This window comes from Thermomonas sp. S9 (genome assembly GCF_024704365.1).
Lineage (GTDB): Bacteria > Pseudomonadota > Gammaproteobacteria > Xanthomonadales > Xanthomonadaceae > Thermomonas.
In genome coordinates this window covers 1,595,632-1,614,538 of sequence record NZ_JAJDFY010000001.1, presented here as the reverse complement: position 1 = coordinate 1,614,538, position 18,907 = coordinate 1,595,632, and the positions used below count along the sequence as shown (strand labels likewise).

At 66.9% G+C, this 18,907-nt stretch carries 7 protein-coding genes; all 7 read right to left on the bottom strand.

The window, feature by feature from the left end:
- Window positions 1-31: 31 nt before the first annotated feature.
- Window positions 32-2,371, bottom strand: coding sequence for a hypothetical protein (locus tag LJB71_RS14635; protein WP_345779462.1), 2,340 nt, complete (start codon window positions 2,369-2,371; stop codon window positions 32-34).
- A 350-nt stretch (window positions 2,372-2,721) separates the two neighbouring features.
- Complete coding sequence (locus LJB71_RS08020; RefSeq protein ID WP_259303784.1) at window positions 2,722-10,974, bottom strand: hypothetical protein; 8,253 nt, start codon at window positions 10,972-10,974, stop codon at window positions 2,722-2,724.
- 25 nt (window positions 10,975-10,999) lie between these two features.
- A complete protein-coding gene (locus LJB71_RS08015) occupies window positions 11,000-12,355 on the bottom strand; it encodes a hypothetical protein (protein WP_259303783.1) in 1,356 nt (451 codons plus the stop codon).
- Window positions 12,356-12,367: 12 nt separating this feature from the next.
- On the bottom strand, window positions 12,368-14,233 hold the full coding sequence (locus LJB71_RS08010; protein ID WP_259303782.1) for a hypothetical protein: 1,866 nt from the start codon (window positions 14,231-14,233) through the stop codon (window positions 12,368-12,370).
- Window positions 14,234-14,305: 72 nt separating this feature from the next.
- Window positions 14,306-15,601, bottom strand: coding sequence for a hypothetical protein (locus LJB71_RS08005; RefSeq protein ID WP_259303781.1), 1,296 nt, complete (start codon window positions 15,599-15,601; stop codon window positions 14,306-14,308).
- Window positions 15,602-15,603: 2 nt separating this feature from the next.
- Window positions 15,604-16,305 (bottom strand): hypothetical protein, encoded by a 702-nt coding sequence (locus tag LJB71_RS08000; protein ID WP_259303780.1) that lies wholly within the window; start codon window positions 16,303-16,305, stop codon window positions 15,604-15,606.
- Window positions 16,306-16,442: 137 nt separating this feature from the next.
- Window positions 16,443-18,893, bottom strand: a complete 2,451-nt coding sequence (locus tag LJB71_RS07995) for a hypothetical protein (protein ID WP_259303779.1) — start codon at window positions 18,891-18,893, stop codon at window positions 16,443-16,445.
- Between the last annotated feature and the right edge of the window lie 14 nt (window positions 18,894-18,907).

Genomic DNA, 18,907 nt, shown 5'->3' with positions numbered 1-18,907 from the left:
TTGGCTGGGATGGCTGAATGCCCACCCCTTCCTATCGACGGCATTGACGGCGTCCCGTAGCTGGCCTACAGTCCACGCATGGGCCTCGCCAGGCCGTCGCGCACCTGATTCGATACCAGGAAAGCGGGCGACCCCCGGCGGGGCCTTGTGCGTTCAGGACGCTGGATTGCTGCAGGTCGAATGCGTAGCGGCCACCGGCCTGCTCCTGCACAACCAGCCGGGCAATGCGCAGCTCGCCGTTCAGCGCGACAGGCGCGTATAGCGTGTGGTAGGCCACGACCGACTCGCCCTGCGCTGCCGGTTTCCGGTTCGGCGCCGAATCCGCAAGCACCGCCACGTTGGCGATGCGCGGCAGCGCGATCAACAGGTTCAGCTTCTCCTGGCCGAACTGCGTCAGCTCGTTGATCGAGGCACGGCTCAGGCCAATCTTCCACCCGGTATCAGCATTGGTCATCAGGCGGCCGCTGTCGCGCAGGCGCATCAGGTAGTTTTTCGCCGCCGCGCGCGCCTGGCGTATGGAATTGGTATCGCCGAAGGTCCCGCCGGCAATGCCAACTACAGGCACGGTTGCGTTCCAATCCCGGTCCGGGCGTGCGGCAAAGGCCATGGCCTGGCCCGCCTCTAGCGCCACGCGCGGCCGGCGCCCGTTGCGCAGGTAGCGCGCGGACTTGCCGATCAGGTCGCGCAGCTCGCGCTCGCTGAACTCCAGGTCGAACCCGATGCCGCGCAGGAACCGGCGGATAGCCGCAATCACGCGGTTCACCACCCCGCCGCCCATGCCTTTTTCGGCCATCACGGCCACGGCCTCGCGCACGAACAAAGGTTCGTTCACGCCCCGATACCGGCGCGCCAGCTCGGCGAACAGCGCTTGATGCTGCCCAGACTGCATCATGCGGTAGACGGTGTCGCGGATCTGGCTCCATTGGGCCTCGCCGACAATCGCCTCGATGCCGTAGTGGCCGACCGCCTCGTGCGCCAGCACGCGGCGCGCGCGGTCGTCGCTGGTCAGGTTCCCGGCCACCAGGTACACGGTGCCGGTGCGGTCGTCGTACCAGCCCTCCGCATCCCTCCAGCCCTCCTCGGAACGCACCACCTGCGGCAGGTCATGGGCGGTATCGACCACCACCACCTCCGGCGCTGACGCACCCCAGCGGGACACGATCGGCGCGATGGCGCGGCGCACCTGCTCAGTACGCTGCCCGGTGCCGTCGCGCGCGGCCGGGTCTCGGCGGCTGAACTTCTGCGCAGGCTCGGGATCCCCTTCGACAGACCGCTTGCCTGCGCGCAGCGCCGCAACGACCTTGGCGGAGCGCTCACGCTTGGCCGCCAGTTCGGCCTCCTTCGGGAATCCGCGGTGAAGCTCCTCGCGCGCCTGCTCTGCCTCGCGCTTCTCCTTTTCCACCATGTTGCGCGCGTGTTCGATCTGTTGATCGACTCGGGCGACGATGTTCTCCAGCCTGGAGACGAAGCCAGCCGCGCTCAGGTTGTCGTTCTCGCCGAAGGAAGTATTGCCGACATGGTTCTTGCCGACCATCAGGTGGACTTCGACCTTCCCACTATGCCGGCCATCCATGATGATCCGCATATTGTGGAACGTGCCGGCCTCAATGGCGTCATGCTTCTGCAGCGCTTCTTGGAACAAGCGCGCAATCGGCTCCAGCTTCACCGCCTTCCGCTCGGTGTAGCTGTTCCCGTCGATGGTCAAGGCCAGGCCGTCCTCCAGCTTGATTGCGTCCTTGACGGCCTGCGCTTCGGCCAGCATCCGGTTGCCGGTGCTGGTGCCAGCTTCCACGCTGCGCACCATGGACTCCATGCGGTTGCGCGCACGGATGAACGAACGCTCCTGCGCTTCGAGGTCCTTGATTTCCTTCCGCAGCTTGATCGACTCCAGAAGCAGCGGGTTGCCGGACGCAGCTCCCTTCATGTCGGCGGCGTTGGCTGCCTCGCTGCTGATGTCGTCGATCTCGCGGACGCTCGGATCGCCGGCCTTGAATGTCTCGATGCCCTCGGCCTTGGACTGGATGATCTCCCACTGCTTGGCGTCGTAGGTTTCCGCAGTGCCGTAGCGGTTGATGACGATCTCGAAGCCATCCGGATCAGCCTCGTAGAACTCGTTGCCTTGCCGGATGATGCGGCCCTCGCGCTGCTCCAGGTCGCTCGGGCGCCACGGCGCATCCATGTGGTGCAGCGCGACCAGCTTCTTCTGGACGTTCATGCCGGCGCCCATCTTCATGGTCGAGCCGAACAGCACGCGGATGTCGCCGCGGTTGACCTTGGCGAACAGGTCGGCCTTCTGCAGGTCGGTGTTGTAGTCGTGGATGAAGGCGATCTGCTCCGGCGGCACCCCGGCAGCCAGGAGCTTCTCCTTCATGTCGTCGTAGACGCTGAACTTCGACTGGTCCGCAAGCAGCTCGTCCATGCTGATGGCCGGCCCGGTGTCCTCCTCATCCTCGCTGTCATCGCCCCCTTCCTTGGCTGCCTTGGCGTCCTCCCATGCCTGCACGTAGGCGTCGATTTCCTCGGGTGGGATGGCATTCTCCTCGAACTGCGCACGCATGCCGTCCGGATCTGCGGCGAGCACGGCGTTCGCGCTGTCCAGCGCCTCCTGCTTGGTGCGCCCGTCACCGATCCGAACCGCGCCGATCGCGTCATACACGCGGTAGCCGCCCTTCTCCTTCACGGTGAAGAACGGGTGGTCGGGCATGGCGCTGAGCTTGGCCTTCACGCCGGCGACGTGCTCCAGCACGCCGTAGCGCCGGATGAACCAGGTGGGTTGCTTGGCCTGCGCGGCCTCGGTCGCCTTGCCGCGTGCCGATGCAGGCACGGACAGGTCACAGAACACGAGCTGCGTGCCGCGGCGGGCGTTGTTCTCTTTCCACAGCTCCACGATACGGCGCACCGCCTCGTTGGCCTTGGACTGCGGGAAGTCCGGCGCGGCCGGATCCACCAGCCGGTAGTCCAAGCCTGCCTTGCGCGCGTCGCCCGTCGCCTTGAGGTAATTGTCAATGCTGGGGTCCTTGGGCATGTTGTCCATGCGGTAGATGATCGACCCCTCGGAATAGGTCGCCAGCGGCTCCCGGTTTCCGGGTCGTGCATCTGCTTACCTTCCTCATCCAGGACGGGTGTCGGGATGCCGATATATGCCGCCTGCTGCGGGGATCGCGGAACAACGATGTTCTGTGGTTTCCCGCCCTTGATCTTCGGAAGCGGGAACCGCTGCCCCTGGGCCTCGGCATCACGGATCAGGTCGGCGCGCGTGACCGTGTCGGCCACCTGGCGCCAGATGCTTACCAGCTCAGGCAGGTTGGCGAACTTGCGGAAGCGAGTCTTTTCCTTGAACCGGCCGGCCGCGTCCATTTCCCAGTCGCTGACAATCTGCCCGAACACCGATGCCCAGGCATCGAACGAGGCCACGCCGCGTTCCTCCAGCGTTTCGCGCTGCAGGTATCGCTGCATGTGGTAGACCTCGGACAGCGTGTTGCTGACCGGGGTGCCGGTGAGGAACACCCGGTTCTTTCCGCCGTCGCGCTCGGCCAGCATGCGGGTCTTGACGTACAGGTCAAACGCCTTTTTCGAGCCTTCGGGCGAGCCCAGCCCGGCCACGTTGCGCTTGCTGGTGACGAAAAACAGGTTCTTGAACTCGTGGGCCTCATCGACCACCAGCGCATCTACGCCCATTTCCGCGAAGTCCAACAGATCATCGCGCGTGCGCTCGTTCAGCTTCTTGAGCTTGGCCTCGAGCCCCTCCTTGCGCTTCTGGAGTTGCTTGAAGCTCAGGTCTTTCTTGCCGGATTCCGCGCGGATCGCATCGAGTGCGTCCTCAATCTCCTTGATTTCGGTGCGCAGGATGCGCGCCTCGGCCTCTGCCGGCACCGGGATGAACCCGAACGACGAGTGCGCCACGATGACCGCGTCCCAGTCGCCGGTGGCGATCCGTCCGAACAGCTTGCGCCGGTTCGACTTCTCGAAATCCTTGCGCCCCGCAGCCAGCACGTTGGCGCCGGGGTACAGCTTGAGGAAGTCCGACGCCCACTGGTCAACCAGGTGATTGGGCACCACGATCATCGGCTTGCGCCACAGGCCCAGGCGGCGCATTTCCATCGTGCCGGCGATGGCGGCATAGGTCTTGCCGGCACCGACGACGTGATCAGCCAGGGCTACGCCGTCCTGCACCATCCGGTAGGCGAACGCGGCCTGGTGTGGGCGCAGCTTGCCCCCCGTCAACACCCCGCGGCTCATGCCCGGGAATGTCATGTGCGCGCCGTCGTACTTCCGGCGGACATCGGTGTTGAAGGTGTCGTTATAGAACCGCATCAATCGCTCGCGGCGGCTGGCATCCTTCCAGAGCCATTCCACGAACTGGGTCTGCAGCTCGGACGCCTTGCCGAGCGCCGCCGCCGTCTCGGCCTTGTTGACCACCGGCGGGTCATCGCGGTTGGCGCCCTTGTCCTTCACGACGATGGGCTTGTCGGTCAGGATCGCCTCGAGGATGGCATCGGCACCCATGCGCTCGGTGCCCCACCGTTCCTTGTTGAGGGTGCGGTTGCCGGATTGCACGTCCACCAGCCACTTGCCCAGCGCCGGGACATGGCGCCCGTCGAACTTGCCCTCGATGGTCTCGCGCACGAAGTCGGCATAGTCCGATGCGGGAATCCAAGGCGTGCCGATCTGCACGAAGATGTCGGCAGCGTCCACATCCTGCGGCTGGACCTTCTCCAGCGCAGCGACGTTCCGAAGCATGCCGGGGTCATCCTTGGCGGCCTCCCGTGCGGCTGCCAGCTTCGCCTTGACGTTGCCGGACAGGTAGGCGTCCGCAGGCTCGACCGTTCCCTCCGGCGTGCGGAACACCAGGTCGCCAAGCTCGGCGACAATGGCGTCGCGGTCCTTGCCGGCGTACAGCTCGGCCATGTAGTCCAGGTCGATGCGACCGCGCTCGTTGAGCGATGCCAGCATGGCGCTCTTGGCGTCCGAGACCGACGTGACCGGCTTGACCGGGTAGTTGGTGCGCTTGGTGAAGATGTCGGCCTTCTTGGCCGACTCGGCACGCGGCTCGACGCCGGCCTTCTTCGCGGCGTCGCGGGTCACGCCCTTGTCGTAGTCGCGCTCCAGGCTCAGCAGCAGCGGGAAATCCGGGTCGTCGCGTAGGGCGCGTTTGTTCACGTCCCGCGAAATCCGGCCATTGGCCTTCACGAAGGCGTCATAGACCCGGTTCAGCTCCTTGCGCTTGGCCTCGATCACGGCGTCGGAGGCATCCGAAAGCTCAGCAGCCAGAAGGTCGCGTACCGCATCCCGCACGGGGATCATGGCGCGGATGCGCTTGTCGACCGCGGCACCGGCATTGAGGGCCACGTCGGTATGCTCGCCATCCTTATCGGGCTGGCGCTGGCGTAGGCTCCCGTCCTCGGCCACGAAGTAGCCGTAGACCTTGACCGCCGCCGCCGCTTCGGCGGCCTTCTTCACCTCGGTCGCCACCTTCTTGGCCGGCTTTTCCGGCGGCACGTACACACCGGCCGGCAGCTTCGCCACTGCGGCGTCGAGCGCGACGGCCAGATCCTCGCCAGGGTTGGCCTCAAGGACGGCGCCCGCGCGGCCGATGGTCGTATGGGGGCTCCAGACCATCCGCCCGAGCATCATGTCGGGGTTGGACAAGAAATAGCGGTTGAGCGGGAACTCCTGCCCTTGGTCACTTGCTGTGCCAACGGACACCCATTCCTGGGCATCCCCCTCCATCCCGTCAGCAAGCCGCTGCAGGAACACGATGTCGGTGGTGACGTTGGTGCCTGCGTTCTGCTGGAACGCGGTCTGCGGCAGACGGATTGCGCCCAGCAGGCGCGCGCGCTCTGCTATCCACGCGCGGGTGGTGCTGGTATTGGCATCGAGGAAGCTGGACGAAACGACCATGGCCAGCACGCCGCCCGGGCGCAGGGACGCGATCGACTTGGCGAAGAAGTAGTTGTGGATGCTCCACTTCGACAGGTCCGGGTACTGCGGGTCGTGGATCGACTGCGACCCGAACGGCGGGTTGCCGATGGCCAGGTCGAAGGATTCCGGCGCGATCTTGATGTCGTTGAACCCGCGCACCTGCACGTTGGCGCTCTGGTAGAGCTGGCGGGCAATCCGCCCGGTGATGCTGTCCAGTTCCACTCCGGTGAGTGCAGACACGGTGCGCGCCTGCTGTGGCATCAGGCCGAAGAAGTTGCCGGTGCCCATAGACGGCTCCAACACGCGGCCATGCGTGAAGCCAAGGATATCCACCGCGCGCCATATGGCACGGACTACCTGCGCCGATGTGTAGTGGGCATCCTGCGTCGAACGCGCGGCTGCCGCCAACTCCTCCGGAGTGAGTGCTTGCTCCAGTTCCGCGACGCGCGCGTCCCAGCCCTTGGCGACCTTGCCGCTGGTGGGGTGGCGGAAGGCCTGCGGCAAGCCGCCCCAGCCCACATACCGTGCGAGCACAGCCTGTTCTTCCGGGGTGGCGCGGCGCCCCTCGGCTTCCAGTGTCTTGAGCAGACGAATCGCCGCCAGGTTGCCGTTGAACTTGCCGACCGCTCCGACGCCGGAGAAATCCAGCTCGTCGGTGATCGTGAAGTTGGACTTTGGGATTACAGCGACAGGGGTAGATCGGCCACCTGCAGGCACTCGGTCACTGTCAGGCGCCCGTTCTGCCCGCGCGTCTCGTTCGCCAGATCCAGCGCGTTCAGGTACCCCTGCGTCAACAGCGGGATCAATTCGCCACTCTGCGCCAGCCTGCGCAGTTTCGCGCGGCTGCGCTGCGCCCAAATGTGTAGCAGCGTCATCGTTTCGATCTTCGGCAGCGCCGGATTGCGGTTCACCGCGTCGAACTGTTCCTTCCCGATTACGCTGGAAATCAGTTTCGCGTCGAACATTGGGGGCCTCCTCTGGCACATTATGCGCCTGATCCTGTGCAGTGGCGCGCCGTTCGTCGGGGCTGGATTGATGCGGCACACCTCCCTTCTCTGCTCGCGCCGTCCACGGATTCCTTTCGACATGCTGCACCAGCTCGGCGGCAAGCTCGGCAGCGGTCAAGTCCACCCGGCCCCACTGGTTGGCACCGCTCTTGCCGTGCGTGCCGTCGGTGGTGCGGTACATCAGGGCGATGCCGCTGGTGGTCGTGTTGACCACGCCACGCAGCGCGGTGTCGCCGACATGCACGTAGATCCCGGTTCCATCCGGGGCGACCATGTGCAGGAACACGTCGCCAGAGCCTGCCATCCCGCCCTCGTTCACGCTCACGGCCTTGGCGGGCTTCCCCTTGCGGTCCAGCGTCACGGTGTAGCCCTGGTCCTCCAGCGCCTCGGCCACGGCCTTGAGGTAGGCGGACGCATCCTTGAGGAAGGCGTCCTTGGTGTCGTTGCCATCCTCGCGGCTGCTCGTGTTCGAGTAGCCGTTGATGTGGTCCACACCCCAGTCGTCGCGCAGGGTGCGCGCGCCACGCTCGGTGGTGGCCTTGACGCGGGTCTTGCGCGGCGGCTTGGCATTGCCGATCGCATCCGCCTGCAGGTCGGCCGGGGTCAGCAGCGCATCGAACTCGCGCTGGGCGTCGGCCGCGCTGTCCATCCCCTTGGCGTCGAAGCCCGGGTAGTGGCGCACGCCCTCGTAGAAGCTCAGCAGGTACGGCTTGATCGCCTCGCCAAGGTCCGCCACCATGGCCTTGGCGTAGTCGCCGAACTTGCGCACCCCGGACTCGATGTAGGCGCCGGCGATGGTGGCGCCGTCCACAAGCATTTCAGGGTCCACGCCGCTGTTCAGCGTCCCCAGCTTGGCCTTGAGCCGCGCGCGCGCCTTCTCCACCGCATCGCTGGTGAAGATGGTGTTCCCAGCGAACGGATCGTGCTCTTTGGTGGTGGTGCGCACTGGTTCCTGTTCGCGGCGGAGGATCTCGCGCACAGGGCCGGCAAGCGCATTGCGCAACGCATCCTTAAGGTGGCTATGCTCGATCCGTGTCGGAATCCCCTTGAGACCTGCCTTCGCCATCGCCTCTCGGCGTCCAGCCGGTGTTAGCGCATTCCATTCATCCTCGGTCAGCGGCGCAACCGGTGCGGCTGCCGCGCCATCCTTCTGGACGCCCTCTGTGCGCGCCCGCGCATCAGTGGGCACAGAGTCCACACGGCTGTCTTTTGCAGGAGCGCTTGCAGCAGAGTCAGAAGGGGAACCCTTGCGCTTGCCGATGTAGCCGCCCTGCTCGGTCGCCTTGACCTCGTAGTCCGCCGGGCTCAGGCCGCGCTCGGTGATCGCCGCGGTGACGCTCGCCGCGCTGGTAAAGCCGCGATCGCGCTTCTTCCCTGCAGGCCGGATTTCATCCTCGATGTCGGCTCCCGGCGCTTCCTGCTCGGCCGTACCCGGCTCGGCCGAACGTGGCGCTGCGGCAGGCAGCGCGGTCTTGGCCGGGTCCTTCACCCACGCCTTGAACTCGTCCTGCGTCATCTGGGTGATGGCGCCAAGACCGCCCCATCCCTTGGGGTAGTTCGCCAAGTAGGCTGCGCGCGCTTCGGAGTTCGAGGCGAAGCCCATGAGCGCCTTGGATTCGTCGAAGCTTCCGTCAGCGCGGTTCTGATCCACCACGAAGACCGGCAAGGTGGCGTCGTGAGCACGATGGCCCAGGAACACGTCGAACTTCTCGCCGTCCGCGCCTTCGGTTCGCCGGATGTAGCCATAGGCATGCGCCAGAGCACGCGAGTGCTCGGCCTTGCGCTTCACACCAGCGGGATGCTCGATGCTGATGTCCAACCCGTTGATGCGGGTGCGGCCCACCTTGAAGTTTCCGGCTTCGACCTGAGCCGGCGACGGTGGCTTCAGGCTATTGTCCGGGCTTGTTGCGGCTTCCATCGCCGCCGTGGCGACGGCGGAAGGCCCGTCGGCCTCCTGCCCGCGCGGCGCGGCGTCGACAATGCCTGCTCCACCGACATCCCGCCCTGATTCAGACGGTACTGCAGCGTTGACGGCACCAGGCCCAGTTCCTCCGCCCACGCCGTCAGCGACTGGGTTTTTCCTTGGAAGGTCAGCAGGTGCGTTTTTCGCTGGTTGTTCGCCTGTTCCTTGCGCGTCGCCCACCGTACGTTGCCCGGCAGGTAGCCGCTGCTGTTGTCGATCCGCTCCAGCGTATACGCCGGCCCCGGACGCTTGCCCACTCCCCTCAGGAACTCCGGAAAGCTCTGCTCCCACGGCGGATGCAGCTTGATTCCCCGGCCCGCGTAGTTGTGGTGCGACGGATTGTTCGGGTTCCGGCACCGGTCCACCACGTTCAGCCAGGTTTTGTACTCCGGTGTCCTGCTGAGACCGTGCATCGTTCGACGCGCCACGGGCCAATTCCTCGCTGATCCCAGACTCTTCACCAAGGGTGAATTGCTCCCGACTCATGGTTTGCGACCGTGAATCCTCGCCAGCGCGCGCCGAGGTCAGGTCTTCCGCTTGCGCTCCATCAGCCGGAACACCGGCAACCGAACTGGAAGCCAGCGGAGCCGCCGGCACGTCCTTGACGGCGTCGGCCAGGCTGCCCAGCGGCGCGGCGCCGGCGCGCTGGGCGAGCGGCGCCAATCCATCCGGGTCGGATACCTGGGCCGGCGGCGCGGCGGATTCGGCGGTGGCGTTGAGCGCATCCGACAGGCTGCCCGGGGCGGCGTCCGGGAACGGCACGCTGGGGCCGCGGGACAGCGGGATGGTGTTCGGCGCGGCGCCCGGGTGCGCGGCGCGCGCCGCGTTGACGTCCGGGGTCAGGCCCATCTGCGACCGCGCCCGACTCTGCGCGACATCCTGCGACAGGGTCGCGGCCGTGCCGTCGGGGGCGACGGTGATCGGCGCAGTGCCGAAGTCCGGGGAGCCGTCGGGCGCGGGCTGCTCCTCCGCTACCGGCTGCGGGCCGCGGGTGAGCTGCGGCGAGGTTGCCGTGCCGGCGACATGCAGGCCGCCACCGATCAGGCCACCCAGCGCCGCGCCGGTGCCGGCGGCTTCCGGCACGCCCTCCATGAGCCCGCGGGTCTCGTCGATCCCCTGCACGCCCACGTTGGTGCCGAGCTGGTTGCCACCCTCCTGGATGGTTTCATCGAGCGCCTCCTTGCCCATGGTGCTGGCCAGCTCCTTGGCACCTTGGCGCGACAGCAGCGGCGCATGATCGAGCCCCCGCGTGAAGATCCTGCCCTCCAGCCCGGCGGTGAGCTTGCCGCCCAGCGCGCCGGCGGCGCCGCCCACGCCGGCGGCCTTGAGCGCCGCCACGTTGGACATGGACTCCTTGACCGCCGCGGGATCCTCGCCAGCAGCGATGCGCGAGCGGTATTCCTCGTTCGAGTCCCAGACCGATTGCGGGAGCTGGTCGATTTCCTGGCGCGCCTGCATGGCCGACGGGCCAGCCTCCTGCACCGCCGAATAGGCGACGATCTGGCGCTCCAGCGACTTGCGGCCTGCGGCCTCCGCAGCTTCCCGCGTGGCCCCCTTGGCCAGCGCCTTCTCTGCACCCTTGACCAGCGTGCCGCGCGCGGTGCCCGCCATCGACGCAAGCTGAGGCACCTGCTGAGCCACCTGATCAGATAACACAACCGGATCGGTCAGAATCTTCTTGGCACTGGCGAAGAAGCCCTTGGTGTCTGCCAGCTCCTGATTGCGGCGCTGCAGCAGCGGCGACTTGGCGGCGTCGAACTGCTTGTTGAGGTCCGTGTAGGCGCCGGTGATGCCCGGCCCCTCTCGATACTCGCCGCCGTTGACCAGATGGTCCACCGCTCCCTGCGCCTTGCGCACGCCCTTGTCGATCCGCCCGCCGGTGAGCGTATTGGCCAGCTCAGCAGTACCGCCAAGCAGGTATCCAGTTCCTTGGGCAACACCAAGCCCGAGGTCCTTTGCAGTCTCTCCCCATGAGCGCGTGAGCTTAGGCTGTGGGGTCTGCGTAGGCGCCGGGCGAACCGGCTCCGGCGCGTCATCGAAGAAGTTGCGCTTGAGTTCGGGCCGGTCGAAGAAGTTGGACATGGGCAACCTTTAGGGGGCGAATGGGCTACTTGGCGCCAAGGATACGCGCTGCCGCGCCGGGGCCGAACATGGCGTCGAAATCGGCCGCCTTGTCGGGGTTGGCCTTGAGTGCCGCGACCGCGGCTGACGTCGGTTGCTGCGGGCCCGACAACAGGCCCTGCGCCTGCTTGTTCAGGGCGTCAAGCTGGGCTTGGAAGCTGGAAACGTCCGCGGTCGGATTCAACGCGCGAGTATCGGAAATGGCTTTTTCCAGACTATTCATGCGCTCACGCAGGAAGGCGAGGCGGTCGGCCGCGGTGACCTGGCCACGATCCTGCACGGGTACGCGGAACGGCGTGCCGTCGGGGTTCCGGACGCCCTCAACGGAGCCATCGCGGCGCAACAGCGACACGGTGCCGTTCTCGCCGTTGAGCACTTGGCTCACGCCGGACTGTTCGGCCGCCAGCGCATCGCGGCGCAGCAGGATGTCCTGTTCGGATCGGCGATCGAGGCCCTGCTGCTCGAGGGCGGTGTTGGCGAGCGTGTTGGCCCGGTTCGCCCGGCCCTGCTGGGCCTCGGCGGACAGCCGCTCGGCATTCCCGGCCAGCGCCGCCCGCTGCTGGCCATTCTCGGCAAGCGCCTGCAGTGCGGCGCGGCCGCGACGGTCCGGGTTGCCGGCGATCATTTCCAGCCGGAACCGCTGGCTGTCCAGGTCGCTGGCCAGCTTGGCGCGCGCCTCGCGGTCCTCGCGGGCGTTGTACTGCTCGGCCATGGCGTCGGCGCCGCGGAGGACCAGCGGCGATTGCGCTGCCGGCGTTCGCTGTTCGTCGATCCGCGGATCCGTGACCGGAAGGCCGAACGTGCTGGCCACGGGCTGGCTGCGCATGAGCGGCGGCGCCGTGCCCCCCATGGACTGGCGGTTGACCGAGACCGCATTGGGATTGGCCCCCGCGATGGTGCCGTCCCCGTTGATGTCGCGCCGGACCCCATTGCTTCCAATGAAGTAGCCCGACGCAGAGCCCCCCGCCAGCCGCCGCCGGCGCCCCCACGCCGGGCGACGAGCTGGCAGGGGATGCGCTTGTTGCGCGCCGCCACCTCGGCGGCGCTTGCTGCATCCAGTTGCGCCGCGTTGCGCGGCGCAGGCACGGCGCTGGCCGGCCGCTTGAACATCGTGTCCGGCGCGGAGTCGGTGCCGGCAAACTTGATCTGCGGCGCTGGCATCGCAGGGGCAGCAGCCGGAGCGGCAGCGGCGCGCTGCTGCTCCATGGCCGAATTGATGCGCTGCATGTTCGCCTTCGCAGACTGCTGGAAACCAAGCTCCCCCACGGACGAGGCGCATGCCAGGAGACGACTGCACCTGTGCGTAGTAGTTGTCCTTGTTCGGATCGTCGTTCAGTGCCATGTGCTCCCCCGTTTAGATTTCGCCCTGATAGCTCCAGGACCAGCTTCCGCTCTGGCTGGTGCTGGCCCCCAAGTTGACGCCGGACAGTACCGATGCCGCGAGCTGTCCCCACACTTGCGACGCGCCGCGGCTGGCTTCAATCGCCAGCTCAGCCCGCTTGATTCCGTAGTCGGCCGCCATGCGCGCGTTCTGCGCGGCGCTGTCGAACAGCAGCTTGTATTGCTCCTGCCGTAGTGCCGCCGTCCGGTTGCCGGCATCGCTTTCCGCAGCCGACACCTGCCCCTCGGTCCCAAACAGCGCCGTCTTGGCGCTGAACACCCGGGTGGCGGCGTCCACGTTGGCGACCTGCGCCTGCACGCGCGTACTCACGCCCGCCAAGGTGGCGCGGAACAGGTCCAGCGCCTGGCCGTTGACGGCGATCTGGGTCTGCGCGCGCGAGGACTGAGCCTCGACCTGCCCGCGCCACGCCTGCACCCGGTTGCTGAACACGTTGCCCAGCGCCTCGTAGTAGCGGATCCCGGTGGCCTCGGCGTCGGCCTGCGCCTTATAGGCGTCCCACTGCTTGGCATAGACGTCCACGTCCGTGCCGTAGGCCTGCAGGCGCAGGCGGACCTGCTCGAGGCGCTGGACGTTGATTTCGCCCTGAGCCTTCGCCGCCTCGACCTGCGCCCGGTACATATCAGCCAGCGAGGACAGGGCGCGCACCTTCTCGCCATAGGCCCGCACCAATCCCTCGTTGAGGTCCCCCTTCACCTTCTCGGCGTCGATGCGCGCCTTGGTGATTTCGACCTGCTGGGCAAGCGCACGGATGCGGGTCTCGTACACCTGGGCCTCGGCCTTGAACCCCTCCCACTGGGCGTTGTGCAGCGCCACCTGCGCCTCGAACAGGGACAGCAGCGCCGCATGCGCAGCCTTGGCGGCATCCAGCACCAGCCCCTGCACCGCGATGTGCTGCTGCAGCAGGGTGGATTCCAGCGCGATGGCCTGCGAGAGCCCGAAGCGGATGGACTCGATGTTCTGCCTGGCGATTTCAATGCCCAGGTCACGGCTGGCGCCGCTGCTGGTCATGCGCGCCTGGGCGGCAATCCGGTCCAGCACCTTGGCCATGAGCCCGGCCGGCTGCCGCAGGCCGCGGCTTGCAAGCGCGCGGGAGGCCTCGGTCGTCTGCTGCGCGCTGAGGACGTCCTCGCGGCCGCGCGCGCGGTCGAAGATGGCCTGCTCGATTTCGGGCGGCAGCGCCAGCCCGTTCAGGGTCATCGCGCTGAGCTGGCCCTTGATCGTGTTGATCGCCGTGTTGTCATAGTCCCGGTAGACCCAGGTCAGGCCGTCCGTCGGGGCCTGCAGGTTCATCGTGGGCCGCACGCCCGTGAACGCCGGGATCTGCAGGTCGGGAATCGCCGGAAGGTTCAGCGCGTACAGCGCCGGCTCGTCCGGCATGTTGAACTCCGGGGCCGCAGGGACGACGACCGGGTCCAGCACGACGTCAAGGTCGGTCGGTCGGCTTGGGATGGCGATATTGGGCGCGGCCGGTGCGCGGTAGGTGAGCCCGCTGAAATCCGGCTCGTCCGGCATCGCCGGCACGCTGTCCAGCGTGATGGCGGCCAGCGCGGGCGCATCCGGCACCGAGTCGTCGACGTCGCGCACGGCGGGCGCCGTCGGGGCCACGGGTCGGTTGAATGTCCCCTCCTCCACCGGCGGCATGGTGAAGCTGATGACCGGCGCGGTCATCGACAGGAGTGGCGTTGCGATGCTGTTGAGCTGCAGCGATGCGTTGCTCAGCAGCTCGTTGGACTTCCCGTTGAAGTAGGCCCAGCCCTCGTTGACGATCTGGGTTGCATCCAGCGTGGTGGGCGGCTCTGCGGCGTAGGGGAGCGTCATCATGGACTCCAAGGAATAGCTGCCCGTCCGCCCTCGTGCGCGGGCGTCGGAAGGTGGTCGATGCGGCTGGTGCTACTGGCGCCGGTCCAGCACGAGCGGCTTCCACTCGATGCTCTGGACGTCGAAGTCGGCGCCGGCGACGTTGCCCACGGTGAGGGTCCAGTAGTTGGAGGACAGCCCGCGGCCGATCTTCACGCGCCCCTTGTCGCTGCCAGCGCCATGCGCGTGCTCGACCGGATAAATGTCCTCGACCATCTTGCCGGTGGCCGGGTCCTTGGTATGCACCTTCACGAACAGGCCCACGGCCGAGGATCCAATCCACAGGTCGGTCACGCGCTTCATCTTCTGCGTGCCGAAGTTGGTCAGGAACGGCCGAAACCATGCCTCGATCGGCTGCCCGGCGTCGGTGTCGCCCGCCAGCTCGAAGATCCCGGCATCGCCGGCGGCATAGGTCCGCCCGTTCAGGATGGCGTAGCTGTCGAACGGCACGTTGCGGTACTCGGTCACGGCGCGCAGCTCTGTGTTGAGCGCCCAGCCGTGGTAGTCCGTGCCGCCGATGCGTAGGCTGCAGTAGAGCGCCGCGCCGTCGCCCAGGCTGGAAAACGCGCGAAGGGCGGCCGCGGGGTCGGCGTCCAGCGTGGCGGAATCGCCCGTCAGGACAACGATGCGCAGGCTGCTCCCCGGGGTGTCGCCCACTGCTGCGGCATCGGATGCCTCCAGCATGGCCGCCAGCAGGCTGCGAGCCTCCATGCTCAGGGCGACCTGGTCGACTGCCTCTGCGCCCCAGCCGCCGGAGGCGCGCGCCTCAAGCGCCGCGGCCACGGCAACCGCCGCCCGCGCAGTGAGCCGGCCCTGCACGCTCCCAAGCGCCTGCAGCGTGTCAGCCAGGGCGGACAGCCTGCGCACCACGCCGGCGGCATCGTCGGCGGCTGCAGGCTGGTCGGCCAGCAGCATCGCCCACGCGGCCGCGACGGAATCTTGGAAGCGCACCCCGGCCGCGGCGGCCGGCCGGAACCGGCCCTTGGCCGACGGGTCCGCGGCAATGGCGATCCGCTCAATGAGCACGGGGAGAACCTGGGATATGGACGACAGCGTCAGGATCGCCGAGTCCAGCAGCAGCACCTGCTGCCGTCGATTAGCGCGGCCGCTCGCCGTGGCAGCCGCCTCGGCCCCAAGCAGGTTTGCGATGAAAAACTCGACGCCCGGCGTAGCGGCGTTCGCGCCATCCGCCAGCACGTTCAAGAAGAACGCACTCGGGTCGTCGGCGAGTAGCACCCCATCGGTGATCTCGGGTAGGTCAAGCGGCGGCGCGATGCTGCTGCCCCCGGCGGCGATGGGCGACGTAGACAAGGGCGCCGTGGAGATCATGGTCAGACCCCGTTTTCACGGCTGAACTTGATTTCGAGGTTGATTCCCCAGTCAACGTCGGTGGCCGCAGGGCCAGTGACGGTGAACTCAAACGGAGTCGTACACGTCACGTCGCAATCAGTGAGCGCATCCGAAAACAGCAGGGTCTTGTTGAACGCAGTCACTGCGCCGCTCAGGATGGTGCAGTCGAACTCCCAGGCGATCGCCCCGGCGCCACCGTAGGACACCGCGTGGATCGTCCCGGTCATGTAGGCCGCCCGGAATCCGCCCGCCGCGTTCGGCGCCGGCGCGAGCTTGTCGACGACGAGCGCCGTTGGGGTGGCGTCGCTGGTGGACACAGTAGCCACACCGAACGATCGCCCCGCCATCGCGGCCAACATATTATCGACGATCGAGAAAAACTCGGCCGGCGCGACAAGCGAGACGTACTTGGTTCCTGCGGAAAAATTGACCCGTGCGTAAAACCCGGATCCGCCTGCGTGGTTCGAAAACACGAAATCACGCTGGAGCGCACCGGAAGATACGTAGCCTCGTCCGACCTCCCACTCACTGCCATCTTCCTGCTCGACGCAGTAGTAGAACGACTCGTTGCTACCGACATTCGGAAGCATGGTGCAGCCAGAAACTGCAGCATCCAGAGACAACGCTCCTGAGCCCGTGTCGATCGTCGTCTGCTTGGCCCGGTCTTTGAAAGTCATGCCCATCTGTTCCTCCTTATGCCCAGCCTACGAAGCTGGGCGTGGTGACCTTGGTGTAGCCGCCATGGATGACTTGGCGGTCCATTGCGATGGACGTTCCGCGCTTCACGGAGAGCTGCGGGCGGATCGTTGCGCCAAGCAGGCTATCGGCCGCGACCAGCGAGTACCCGCGCGCATAGTTGGTCGGGCTCTTGAGCGCCCAGGCACCGCCCCCCGTGCTCGTGTCCTCGGCGATCGCATCGCCCACAGCGGGATCCTCGAATGCCAGCCCGACCGCGCGCACCGCCTCGATACCCACGTCTGACAGCTTCCAGTCGCCTTGCACGTAGTCGGGCGCCGGGCTGCCATCGGAGGCCTTGATGGCGATGTTCGCGCGCAGGGAGAACCGTTCGCCCCACGACCCGGCAGCAAGGTAAGCCTCGCTGGCGCGCAAGACCGTGTTGGTGAAACTGGGCGGCCGGCGCCGCAGGATCCCCATGACGTAGACCGCGCCGACCCGGTTCACGGTGCCGGGCGTGGAAATGGTCTCGTCCCGGTCCTCGACGGCGGAGGTGTAGTCGTCCGCCGTCCAGCCAAGGGCGGAAAGCTCGCCCAGCGTCTTGCAGAACAGCCCGGGCCGCGTCGGCCATGCCGTGTCCACCGTGGCCCGGTAGGTGATCGTGCCGCTGGCGGATGCGATTCCCCCATTCCTGGGTTTTCGCCTCCTTGTAGAAGAAGCCCTTTCCGCCGTTGACCGCATACCGCTCGGACACAACCGCGCTGCAGCTTCCCCACGCCAGCGATGCGATCGACGAAATGATCGCGGTGCCCTGCCCTTCAAATCCGAACACGTCGTAGTCGGTGACGGTGAAGGTGCCGCTGATATTCGATTCGATTGCAACTGGCGTGGAAATGAAGGTGTTGCAGTCGGAGACGAACAGGGACCCCTTGACTGGGGAGAAGTTGACGGCGCCGCCTGCGGTGGACGTGCCATAGCTCACCTCGCTTGACGTATCGACCGTGGCGCTGCGCTTGAACCCGCACTCCTTCGGCTCAGAAAACAGGGTCCGTGGGTAGGCCGAAAAGACGTTGCAGCCATCCCAGAAGCATTGCCATCCAATGTGATCGCCCGCGTCCGAGCTGATATTGCGGGAGACGGTCCGCAGCGAAAGCGGCGATGCCACGCCATGGACCTCGCCGGTGGAACTGGGCCGTAGGTTGTCGGCGTCGTCGATGAAGCACGCCTGCTTGTCGACCGCGCTCCACGATGGCGCATAGTAGCCTTCGGCAACGATGCAGATCTCGTTGATCGCGTTGAGGAACTGATTGGCGTCGCTGCTGGCCGTCAGGATCGGGATGCCGAAGTCCGCAGTGAGGTCGTACAGGCGGTCGATCACGCACCTTGGCGTGGCCGATGCGACGGACCGCTGGGCGATCAGCGTGTAGCTGATTACCTCGATGCTGGTCCCGCTGAAATAGGCGTAGACCGGGAAGTCGTAGTGGCATTCCCGCTGCGCTGTCTCGAGCGTGAACTGCGACGGCGCGAGCGCCGCCTCGAACGGGCTGGCGCAGCTCACCGACAGCGCGCCGTCCATGGCGCCGGCCTTGCCCTGCTTGACGACCTGCACGGAGGCGGTCGGGTTCCCGCCGTTCGGATTGAACGTGACGGTGTAGCAGGTCGCCATGCCGTCTTGACCGAGGACGCCAACGGCCCTGGCGTTGTCGTGGTCGAACACCCAGGCGGACCGCTTCGGGAAATGCCTATTGCCCGTGGGCAGGCCCTCGATCGTCTTGGCCACCTTGCCGGGAACGCATCCCGACAGCGCGATGGTCAGGACCTTGCGCCGCTCCAGCAGTTCCCGCTCGTTCCGCTCCGGCATGGACCGCCACAGCGAAAGGACCGCCGAGAAGCATTCGTCCTTGGGGCGGACGGCGTAGAGCGTGGCGACCCCGGCGTCGTCGATGCGGACGAAACGCAGGTCCCCGCCCAGGTTCAGCAGGCCCCAGTTGTCCGCAACGCCGAACGCGGCCCCCTCGACCGTCAACGTCGTGGGGGTGCCGCTGTAGTTGAGCGCCACGCCGCCGTAGACGGCCTGCACATACCGCTGCATGAGCCCGCTCCAGCAGCTTGCGGGTAGCATGGCCTGCGCCTTCTTCTTGGCGGGATCGCGCAGGCGCGAGCGCACATGGGAGCCGGCCCTGGGCAGGCATTCGCTGCGCACAGTGCGCTTGCGCGTGTCGATCTTCACCCGGCCGTTCAGGCCCGGCACGCCGTCCTTGCAGTCGACGCCATCGCCGAACAGCAGGGTGGCGTAGCTGTCATCGAACGCGGGCGGCCCTGGGTTGAAGCGGGTCCCCGCATCTGCCGCGATGTTCGGCCCGAGGTCCAGCATGCCGGACTCGACGTACAGCGAGCAGTTTTCGGTGCCGTCGGCCGCGTAGACCGTCACCGCCGGCTGGTCGCCGGTGAAGCTGGCCTCGACGACGGTCCCGTCATCGAGCGTGATGCGGCGCACCATCGTCTCGACGCCAGGTGTTTCCCGGCGGGTGGCTAGGTATCCCAGCAGCTTCTTGCCGACGTCCAGCGCCGCGGGGTGGGTGGCGGTGTCGCCCACCTTCCGCATCCATT